Genomic DNA, 7,243 nt, shown 5'->3' on the forward strand with positions numbered 1-7,243 from the left:
GCTTAACCGACGGTCAGCGCGGTATTCACCAGCCCTGCCTGTTCGAGAGTGTGACGCTTCAACAGGCCCGTCGCCGGGGCTGCCGCCGCGACGCGGCCAACATAGACCGGGCGCTGCGTTTTATGATTGATCCGGGTCAACGTGCCTTCGATGCGACGGTCGACAAAGAACCAAGCGCCTTGATTTTCCGGCTCTTCTTGGCACCACACGATATCCGCGTTCGGGTAGAGCGCCAATTCGTCGCCCAAGGCTTCATCCGGGAACGGATAAATCTGCTCCAGGCGCACGATCGCCACATCCTTCTGGCCGCGCTTTTCGCGCTCGGCGGCGAGATCGTAATAGACCTTGCCCGAACAAATCACGACGCGCTTCACCGCCTCGTTCGCAACCAATTCGCCCTCGTTGCCGAGAACGCGGTGGAAGGACGAGTCCGGCCCAAAATCGGCAAGGGTGGATTGGCACGCCTTCAGGCGCAGCAGCGATTTCGGCGTCATAATGATCAGCGGCTTGCGGAAGTCGCGGCGGATCTGGCGGCGCAGGGCGTGGAAGTAATTCGCCGGGGTTGTGAGATTGCAAATCTGCATATTATCTTCAGCGCAAAGCTGCAAGAACCGCTCGGGCCGGGCCGAACTATGTTCCGGGCCTTGGCCTTCGTAACCGTGCGGCAGCAGCATGACGAGGCCCGACATGCGCAGCCACTTCGATTCTGCCGAGCAGATGAACTGATCGATAATGACCTGCGCGCCATTGACGAAATCGCCAAACTGGCCTTCCCACAACACCAAAGCGTGCGGTTCGGCCAAGCTATAGCCATAGTCGAAGCCGAGCACCGAGGCTTCCGCGAGCGGGCTATCGATCACTTCGTAAAGCGACTGCTTACCCGCCCCGCGAATATTGTTCAGCGGCTCAAAGCGCGCTTCCGTATCCTGATCGATCAGTACCGAATGGCGTTGGCTGAACGTGCCGCGCCCGGAATCCTGTCCGGACAGGCGCACCGGCACGCCTTCGACCAGCAAGGTGCCGAAGGCCAGGGCTTCCGCCGTCGCCCAATCGATGCCGTCGCCGGTTTCAATCGCCTGCCGCTTGGCTTCCAACTGCCGCACGATCTTGCGGTTAACGTTGAAGCCTTCGGGATATTTGGTGAGACCCAGTCCAACTTCTTTCAGCACGTCCGTGGCAACGCCGGTCGCACCGCGCCGGTCGTCGTTCGGGGCGGTCTTCATGCCCGTCCACTTGCCTTCCAGCCAATCGGCCTTGTTCGGCTTGTAGGATTTGGAGGCCTCGAATTCCTGTTCCAGATAATCGAAGAAGCGGTTTACTTCAGCTTCCGTCTCCGCCTTGGTCATCGACCCTTCGGCAACGAGGCGATCTTCGTAGATCTGCCGCGTCGTCGGGTGGGTCGCGATCTTGCGGTACATCAGCGGCTGGGTGAATGCGGGCTCGTCGCCTTCATTATGGCCGTGGCGGCGGTAGCAGACGATATCGATCACCACATCGCGCTTAAACATCATGCGGAATTCAATCGCGATGCGCGAGGCATGGACCACCGCTTCGGGATCGTCGCCATTGATGTGGAAAATCGGTGCCTGCACGGCTTTGGCCAGATCCGACGGATAGGGCGTAAAGCGCGAGTAAGACGGCGCGGTCGTGAAGCCGATTTGGTTGTTCACGATGAAATGGATCGTGCCGCCGGTGCGGTAGCCGCGCAATTCGGCCAGCGCCAAAGTTTCGGCAACAAGGCCTTGGCCCGCAAACGCCGCATCGCCGTGCAGCAGCATCGCCATCACTTTGGTACGGTCCGTATCGCCGCGCTGCTCTTGCTTGGCGCGCACTTTACCAACGACGACCGGATCGACCGCTTCGAGGTGGGAGGGGTTCGCGGTCAGCGACAGATGGACCATCTTGCCGTCGAACTCGCGGTCCGCCGAGGTGCCAAGATGGTACTTCACGTCGCCCGAGCCCTGCACATCGTCGGGGCTCGCGGAATTGCCTTGGAATTCGCTGAACAGTGCCTTGAACGGCTTCTGCATCACATTGGTCAGAATGTTCAGGCGGCCACGGTGGGGCATGCCGAACACGACTTCTTCAAGGCCCAACTGGCTACCGCGCTTCAATACCTGCTCGATGGCGGGAACCAAGGTTTCGCCGCCTTCAAGGCCGAAGCGTTTCGTGCCGGTGTATTTTTTATCGAGGAAGCGTTCCAGCCCTTCGGCGGCAATCAGGCGCTCGTAAATAGCGCGCTTGCCGCGCAGGGTGAAATCGGTGGTGTTTTCGGCCACGCCTTCAATGCGCTGCTGAATCCACAGGCGCTGTTCCGGGTCTTGAATATGCATATATTCAACGCCGATGGTGCGGCTATAGACCGCCCGGCAACGCGCCACGATGTCGCGCAAGGTCGCAACTTCGAAGCCAAGCTGCCCGCCGACGTAGATTTGCCGGTCGAGATCGGCGCTGGTGAAGCCGTGATGCTCGATGGTCAGATCATCCACATGCTTCGGCGGCTCCAGACCCAAGGGGTCGAGCGTTGCTTCCAGATGGCCGCGAATCCGGTAGGTGCGGATCAGGATCATCGCCTGAATGCTATCGCGGGCTGCCGCGCGCAACGCGGCATTATCCAGAGTCGGCACCGCGTCATTGGCAACGGCGGCCGGTTTGGCCGGGGCTTTGCCGCCCTTGGCCGGAACCACGGCGGTAGGATCCTCCGCCCCGACGATCCGGGTCCGCGCCCGCGCCCAACTGGCTCCCTTCAACTCGCCTAAAACGGCGCGCGCATCATCGTCGAGCCCGGCGAAAAACGCCGCCCAGCTTGGATCGACCGACGCGGGGTCGATCAGATATTGCGCGAAAACTTCGGCGATATAGGTGGCATTGCCACCGGTGAGGAAGGAGTTCTGAGCGAGGGCGTGTGCCATAAACAACCGGCGGGGCAAATGCCCCGCCGCCTTCGGGTTAGAGGTTTATCGGGCGTTCATCAGCGACAGCATGGTGCTGCCGAGATCAGCCGGGGATTCGGCAACGGCGATACCCGCCGCCTTCATCGCATCGACCTTAAAGTCCGCCGTATCATTGCCACCGGAAATAACCGCACCGGCATGGCCCATGCGGCGGCCCGGCGGGGCCGTGCGACCGGCGATGAAGCCGACGACCGGCTTCTTCGTGCCAGAGGCTTGCAAGAACTCGACGCCGCGCACTTCCGCATCGCCACCGATTTCGCCGATCATGATGATCCCTTCGGTTTCGGGATCCTTCACGAACAGTTCCAGCGTATCGACGAAGTTGGTGCCATTGACCGGATCGCCGCCGATGCCGACGCAGGTGGTCTGCCCCAGGCCCGTCGCCGTGGTTTGCGCCACCGCTTCATAGGTCAGCGTGCCCGAGCGCGAGACGATGCCGATTTTGCCGCGCTTGTGAATGTGACCCGGCATAATGCCGATCTTGCATTCGCCCGGCGTGATGATGCCGGGGCAGTTCGGGCCGATGAGGCGCGTTTTGGAGCCCAACAGGGCACGCTTCACGCGGATCATGTCCTGAACGGGAATGCCTTCGGTGATGCAGACGGCGAGTTCGATTTCGGCGTCAATCGCTTCCAGAATCGCGTCCGCTGCGAAGGGCGGCGGCACATAGATCACCGTCGCATTCGCGCCGGTCTTTGCCACTGCATCGGCCACGGTGTCGAAAACCGGAAGATCGAGATGCTTCGTGCCGCCCTTACCGGGGGTCACGCCGCCGACCATTTGAGTGCCGTAGGCAATCGCCTGTTCCGAGTGGAAAGTCCCCTGCGCGCCGGTAAACCCCTGGCAGATGACCTTCGTATTCTTATTGACCAGAACAGCCATGATTACGCGGCCTCCTTCACAGCCTTCACCACCTTAGCGGCGGCATCGGCAAGATTATCGGCGGAAAGGATCGGCAGGCCGGATTCGGCGAGGATCTTCTTCCCTAACTCTACATTGGTGCCTTCGAGGCGCACCACCAGGGGCACGTTCAGGCTGATTTCGCGGGCAGCAGCCACCACACCTTCGGCGATCACGTCGCAGCGCATGATACCGCCGAAGATATTCACTAGAATACCTTCGACGTTCTTATCGCCGAGGATGATCTTGAACGCCTGGGTCACGCGTTCTTTCGTTGCGCCGCCGCCGACATCGAGGAAGTTGGCCGGCTCGCCGCCGTACAGCTTAATAATATCCATGGTGGCCATGGCGAGACCGGCACCGTTGACCATGCAGCCAATATTGCCATCGAGCTTCACATAGGAAAGCTGATGCTTGGCGGCTTCGGTTTCGGCGGGGTCTTCTTCGTCTTCGTCGCGCAGGGCTTCGACGTCTTGATGACGGAAGAGCGCGTTATCGTCGAAGTTCATCTTGGCATCGAGCGCGATGATATCGCCCGCGCCGGTCACGACCAGCGGGTTGATTTCAACGATTGAGGCGTCGAGGTCAACGAAGGCCTTATACATCGCCGTCAAGAACTTCACGCAGGCGCCGACCTGCTTGCCTTCGAGCCCGAGGGCGAAAGCAACGCGGCGGCCGTGGAAGCCTTGCAGACCCGTGACCGGATCGATGGCGAGCTTCAGGATTTTTTCGGGATGATCGTGGGCGACTTCTTCGATTTCCATGCCGCCTTCGGTCGAGGCCATCACGGTAATCCGGCTGGTCGCGCGATCAACGAGCATACCGAGATAGAGTTCGCGCTTAATATCCGCGCCCTCTTCAACATAGAGGCGCTTCACCTCTTTGCCCTGCTCGCCGGTCTGCTTGGTGACGAGCACCTGACCCAGCATGGCAGCGGCGTTTTCGCGCACGTCATCGACGGTTTTGACGACGCGGACGCCGCCCTTGCCGTTCGGATCGTTCTGGAAGCGGCCGGCGCCGCGACCGCCCGCATGAATTTGCGATTTTACCACATAAACCGGGCCGCCCAGTTCGGATGCGACCTTCGCCGCTTCATCGGGGGTATAAGCAACCCCGCCGCGCGGCACCGCGACACCGAATTTCGCCAAGAGCTGCTTGGCTTGATACTCGTGAATATTCATCGGTCCTCCCGTGCGCTGCCGCCTCACCCCTTGAGCACGTCAGCGGGTCCTAATGCCCGGGTTTCGGGCGGGAGCCATAGACAGGATCATGCGTAACAACCCTGCCTATGGACACGAAATTACATAATTCAGCGTAAACTACAGTCGGCGCGCACCATACCACCGCCCCAGCAGCAATGAAATGCAGCTTTGTCAGGGCTGACGTGTGGCAAAACGCCAATCTGTAGCAGGATTACGCTTACGAGGCGGCTTTCGCGTCGAGATCCTTACAAATCTGCACAAGACTACGCACCGCATCGCAGCTCTTCGCAAAGCCAGCCTTTTCGGTTTCATCCAGCGCGATCTCAACGATGCGCTCAACGCCGCCCGCACCCAGAACAACCGGCACGCCAACGTAAAGATCATTCACGCCATATTGCCCCGTCAGGTAGGCGGCGACCGGCAGAACGCGCTTCTTGTCCTTGAGGTACGCTTCGGCCATCTGGATCGCTGCGGAGGCCGGGGCGTAGAAGGCGGAGCCGGTTTTCAGCAGATTGACGATTTCGGCCCCGCCGTCGCGCGTGCGCTGAACGATTTGGTCCAGCTTTTCCTGCGTGGTCCAGCCCATCTTAATGAGGTCCGGCAGCGGAATACCGGCAACGGTGGAGTAACGCACCGAGGGAACCATCGTATCGCCATGGCCGCCGAGCACGAAGGCGGTCACATCTTCGACCGACACATTGAACTCTTCGGCGAGGAAGAAGCGGAAGCGCGCGCTATCGAGCACGCCTGCCATGCCGACGACCTTATGGGGCGGCAGGCCAGACTTCTGCTGAAGCACCCACACCATCGCATCGAGCGGGTTGGTGATGCAGATCACGAAGGCATCGGGAGCATAGGTTTTAATGCCTTCGCCGACTTTGGCCATGACACCAGCGTTGATCGCAATCAGATCGTCGCGGCTCATGCCCGGCTTGCGGGCGACGCCAGCGGTAACGATGATGACATCGGACCCGGCAATCGCGGCATAATCCGACGCGCCCGACAGGGTGGCATCGAACCCTTCAACCGGCGCGGCTTCGGCGATATCGAGGGCCTTGCCCTGCGGCACACCGTCCACAACGTCGAACAGGGTAATATCCCCCAGTTCCTTCAGACCAGCCAGCAGAGCCAGGGTGCCGCCAATATTGCCCGCACCAACCAGCGCGATCTTCTTCCGTGCCATAGGGCTTATCCTCGTTCGCTCAGAAACAAAAGGGCTCCGGCGCAGCCCGGCCCTCAGCCCCTTCTAGACGAGGATTGTTTCAGTCATCACGACAAAAACAATCGCCTGCCCCGGTGCGGCATGAAGCCCGGACGCGTCATCGACCCGCTTGCTACAGCGATTCGCGCGCAAGGGCAAGCTTGGCAACGCGCGTCAAAGCCGCTCAGCGTGCGAAAATGCCGCTATGCGGCGTCTGCACGGCAGCAAATGCGGCGAGGTGCCGCAGCAAGCATCGTCTCTTCCTTTAAAATTGTGCTAGTCTGGGAATCCGACCCAACCGAATCCCCCTGAATTTACAGGAACATTTCGGTAAAAATGCAATGATTTGAAAGGGGCCTCAGCCGTTAACGCGGCCCCTCAAAACCGGGAAGAAACGCGCGATATGACGACGCCGCAGCAAAAGAAAGTCACCGACGCCGAAGCCCTGTCCATGCACGCCAGCGGACGGCCGGGGAAAATCGAAATCACCCCGACCAAGCCCTTGGTGACGCAGCGCGATTTGAGCCTTGCCTATTCGCCCGGTGTGGCCGCCCCCTGCCTTGAGATCTTCAAGTCGCCGGAAACCGCCTATGATTATACCGCCAAGGGCAATCTTGTAGCGGTGATCTCCAATGGTACAGCCGTGCTCGGCCTTGGCGATCTCGGCGCGCTGGCCTCCAAGCCGGTGATGGAAGGCAAGGCCGTTCTGTTCAAGCGTTTTGCCGATATCGACGGCATCGATATCGAGGTGGATACGCGCGACGTAGACGAGTTCGTCAATGCCGTGCGCTACCTGGGGCCGACTTTCGGCGGGATTAATCTTGAGGATATTAAAGCGCCGGAATGTTTCATCATCGAGCAGCGCCTGCGCGAGTTGATGGATATTCCGGTGTTCCACGACGATCAGCACGGCACCGCCATCGTCGCCGCCGCCGGGCTGATTAATGCGCTCGATATTACGGGCCGGTCGTTGAAAGACATTAAGA

Annotated in this window: 4 protein-coding genes and 1 pseudogene; 1 reads left to right on the plus strand and 4 read right to left on the minus strand. The window is 60.3% G+C overall.

Annotation, left to right across the window (positions count from 1 at the left end; all coding sequences use genetic code 11):
* Nucleotides 1-2: 2 nt before the first annotated feature.
* The 4 genes from ACIQ36_RS06750 to mdh form a co-directional block, all read right to left on the minus strand.
* Nucleotides 3-2,912: a 2-oxoglutarate dehydrogenase E1 component gene (locus tag ACIQ36_RS06750; protein WP_395827252.1), complete on the minus strand. Its 2,910-nt coding sequence runs from the start codon at nt 2,910-2,912 to the stop codon at nt 3-5.
* Between the two features lie 45 nt (nt 2,913-2,957).
* Nucleotides 2,958-3,836 carry a succinate--CoA ligase subunit alpha gene (gene sucD / locus ACIQ36_RS06755; protein WP_045774326.1) on the minus strand — a complete coding sequence of 293 codons (879 nt, stop codon included), beginning with the start codon at nt 3,834-3,836 and terminating at the stop codon, nt 2,958-2,960.
* Between the two features lie 2 nt (nt 3,837-3,838).
* The gene (gene sucC, locus ACIQ36_RS06760) at nt 3,839-5,035 is read right to left on the minus strand and encodes an ADP-forming succinate--CoA ligase subunit beta (RefSeq protein WP_395827255.1); all 1,197 of its coding nucleotides are present in this window, start codon (nt 5,033-5,035) and stop codon (nt 3,839-3,841) included.
* 238 nt (nt 5,036-5,273) lie between these two features.
* On the minus strand, nt 5,274-6,239 hold the full coding sequence (gene mdh, locus ACIQ36_RS06765; protein WP_395827258.1) for a malate dehydrogenase: 966 nt from the start codon (nt 6,237-6,239) through the stop codon (nt 5,274-5,276).
* A gap of 421 nt (nt 6,240-6,660) precedes the next feature.
* On the opposite strand from mdh, the pseudogene ACIQ36_RS06770 reads away from it, so the two are divergent.
* Nucleotides 6,661-7,243, plus strand: a pseudogene (locus ACIQ36_RS06770) (NADP-dependent malic enzyme); the annotation flags it as partial.

Origin of the sequence: Elstera sp., assembly GCF_044372965.1 — a bacterium.
In the GTDB taxonomy this organism is placed as follows: domain Bacteria; phylum Pseudomonadota; class Alphaproteobacteria; order Elsterales; family Elsteraceae; genus Elstera.

Excerpts from the sequence above, each read along its gene's own strand:
- sucC (WP_395827255.1), bottom strand. The coding sequence starts at position 5,035 with ATGAATATTCACGAGTATCAAGCCAAGCAGCTCTTGGCGAAATTCGGT.
- sucD (WP_045774326.1), bottom strand. The coding sequence starts at position 3,836 with ATGGCTGTTCTGGTCAATAAGAATACGAAGGTCATCTGCCAGGGGTTT.
- ACIQ36_RS06750 (WP_395827252.1), bottom strand. The coding sequence starts at position 2,912 with ATGGCACACGCCCTCGCTCAGAACTCCTTCCTCACCGGTGGCAATGCC.
- mdh (WP_395827258.1), bottom strand. The coding sequence starts at position 6,239 with ATGGCACGGAAGAAGATCGCGCTGGTTGGTGCGGGCAATATTGGCGGC.